Annotated in this window: 2 protein-coding genes and 1 pseudogene; 1 reads left to right on the forward strand and 2 read right to left on the reverse strand. The window is 37.0% G+C overall.

Annotation, left to right across the window (positions count from 1 at the left end; all coding sequences use genetic code 11):
- Nucleotides 1-466 precede the first annotated feature (466 nt).
- Nucleotides 467-952, reverse strand: a complete 486-nt coding sequence (locus G322_RS0118540) for a VOC family protein (RefSeq protein WP_022943172.1) — start codon at nucleotides 950-952, stop codon at nucleotides 467-469.
- A gap of 116 nt (nucleotides 953-1,068) precedes the next feature.
- On the opposite strand from G322_RS0118540, the gene G322_RS0118545 reads away from it, so the two are divergent.
- Nucleotides 1,069-1,977: a LysR family transcriptional regulator gene (locus G322_RS0118545; RefSeq protein ID WP_022943173.1), complete on the forward strand. Its 909-nt coding sequence runs from the start codon at nucleotides 1,069-1,071 to the stop codon at nucleotides 1,975-1,977.
- 32 nt (nucleotides 1,978-2,009) lie between these two features.
- Here the strand turns inward: G322_RS0118545 and G322_RS22005 are convergent.
- Nucleotides 2,010-2,719: pseudogene (locus G322_RS22005) on the reverse strand (IS1595 family transposase); the annotation flags it as partial.
- Nucleotides 2,720-2,793 lie beyond the last annotated feature (74 nt).

Consider the following 2,793-nt stretch of genomic DNA (forward strand, 5'->3'; position numbering starts at 1 on the left):
GCTATGAATCGGTTTATAATTGAGTTTGAAGACCGTTTAAAGCGCCACCTGTAAAATGGTAATTACACAGAATTATTTACAGGGTCAGGCAAAAGACAAGACCTTCTTCTTTTTTCATAATTACCTATTCCTTAATATGATTAAGTTAATGATAGGTAATTACACAGATTTTAGGACAGGGTCAGGTAAAGTTACACTTACAGCATAAGTTTCTACAGACCTTAACTGAACGAAGGGTGCTAATGATTCATTAACACCCTTTTTATTTATATCCATTTAATTAACTAATATTGGCCATAAATTTGTAGTTTGCTAAGTCGAAAAGGGAGCGAAAGCGACTTAGAATACGTTACTGAACTCTCTACAAACATAGCCAAAGTTACTATTCTATTTACCGTTAGAGACAAAAAAGGCCACCATAGGTAGCCTTCCAATAATTTTTTTAACCCGTATTACGTTAAATTAACTACTCGTAATCAGAAGCGTAAGTTTCTTCATAAGAGTGCGAGTAAAGCTCAAACAAATTGCCAAACGGGTCTTCTAAGTAAACCATTTTTGCTTGCTTACTGTCGTCTTCTGGGTGGTAACGCATAATGTCCATACGCACTTTACCGCCATATTGTTCAGTACGCGCAATCGCACCTTCGAAGTCATCTGTTTGAAGACAGAAGTGGAATATACCAAGGCGAGTGAAATCAACTTCATGACGTTCTTGACGCTCTTTCATTTCAAACATTTCAACACCAATGCCGTCAGTCGTTACTAGGTGTGCAATGTTAAAGCCTTTAAAGCCTTTACCAAAAACAGCCACACACATTCTACCTATAGCCGTTTCACGCTCTTCTTTTACCTTAGTGTTACCCATTACAATTTTTAGACCAAGCGCTTTAGTGTAAAATTCAACCGCTGTATCCATATCGCCAACCATAAGACCTACGTGATTCATTTTCATAATTTACTCCAAACCTAGTTGTTTAATTTAATGAAGTTATTGTATAGAAAATTGTTTATTACTTTAAATTATCAATTATTATAAAGATGATAATTTATTATGATGGATGATTGATAATGCTAAACCCTACTTGGTTAAATACGTTTGTAACGCTCGTTGATATCGGGCATTTTACGAAAACTGCTGAAAAGTTATTTATGACTCAGTCTGGTGTCAGCCAGCATATTAGTAAACTTGAAAAAGCGTGCGGTCATTCTTTAATCCGCAGAGAAAAAAAGAGCTTCGAAGTTACTGAACAAGGCAGGTTAGTTTATCAATATGCAGGGCAATTAGTTAAAAATGAGCAAGGGTTAATGGAACTGTTAGCGTTCGACGATCCATTTTCTGGAGATTGTACTTTAGCTTGCTCTGGTGCACTTGCACTGATGCTTTATCCTAAGTTATTGGATTTACAAGTTCAGCACCCTCAGCTTGTTGTTAAACTAAAAGCAGCGCCTAATCATCAGATATTAAATGAAATACAAACGGGAATCATTGACCTTGGTATCATCACTGATGCACCAATCCATAGTCTATTTGATGTAGTGGAGCTTGGTCGAGAGCAACTTTGTTTAGTACTTCCCGCTAGTGTTGATACTGACGTTTATGGCAAAAATTTATTAACCGAGCTTGGTCTTATTGATCACCCTGATGCAGAACATTATTTATCGCTTTATTTAGCACAAAGTCAGGAATCAGATTTTACTCACTTGAGTATTAAGGAGATCCCAGTGACTGGTTATATCAATCAAATAAGCCAAATATTACAACCCGTAGCCAAAGGGTTAGGTTTTACCGTGTTACCAAAAAGTGCTGTAGAGTCTTTCCAAGAGCCTCAACATTTAAAAATATTTAACCTCCAGAAACCAGTAATAGAAACTTTATATATGGTAAAAAAGAGAAACAGAGTGCTACCATCACGTTTTGAAGTAGTGAAGTCAATATTACAGAAACATTTAGATGCGGTAAAAGTATGCAGGGATTAAGGTCTGCTTTAATCAGATTGCCATTGCATACACTAAGCCTTACTTGACTCAGCCAGCTTCAACAGGCGTTCTGGTATAGGTGGCGTTATTAAGTTTGCAAAAGCAAGTCGTTCAATCATGCTTTCTAAATTATAACGACGATTAAACTTATCGCCAAACTCTGCAAGATACCGAGGTAGATGCTTCAAGTTTATTGCATGAAAGGTACCATGCATGGCGTTTTTCACATTGCTAATTATGGTGTTTACCCATTTGAAATAATGGATTTCAACACACTCTGCGCCTCCGCCAGTTACAATTGAAAAATGAAAGACATCTGCATCACCAAGACCATTAAAACATGCAAGTCCATCTGAAACGGTTACGGATTTAGCTTTTATATGTCGTTTTGTCCAATCGGTTATTTCTTTTTTTTGAAAGCCTTTAACTACGCTGAAGCACATAGCTACTGGATGCATCTCATCATTTAGTGATACAGCAACAAATGGGCGCTTTCCTTTTACCCCTCGACCTTTGGTTCCCTTACGTACGCCACCCCAATATGCATTATCAATTTGAATAAAGCCTTCCAAGGGTTTTTGATCATTTCGCTCTTTCATTGCTTGCATTGATTTGTGTTTTAAGCGCCACGTAGCATTGTAGGGTATCCCTAGAGTTCTAAGATTGAAATTCCACTGTTTTTTTGTGTAATGAAGTAAATAGCGAAAAACCAAGCGGTAAGAGGAAGCTTGGTATGATCGTAAGCGTCAGGGCAACCACACCTTCATCTAATTTCTGATCTCAGTTATGTTATTTTCAAGTCAAATAAAAGGAAAT

It is taken from the genome of Psychromonas hadalis ATCC BAA-638 (assembly GCF_000420245.1).
GTDB classification, from domain to species: Bacteria; Pseudomonadota; Gammaproteobacteria; order Enterobacterales; family Psychromonadaceae; genus Psychromonas; species Psychromonas hadalis.

Coding starts and splice junctions, on each gene's coding strand:
- G322_RS0118540 (WP_022943172.1), bottom strand. CDS start 952: ATGAAAATGAATCACGTAGGTCTTATGGTTGGCGATATGGATACAGCG.
- G322_RS0118545 (WP_022943173.1), top strand. CDS start 1,069: ATGCTAAACCCTACTTGGTTAAATACGTTTGTAACGCTCGTTGATATC.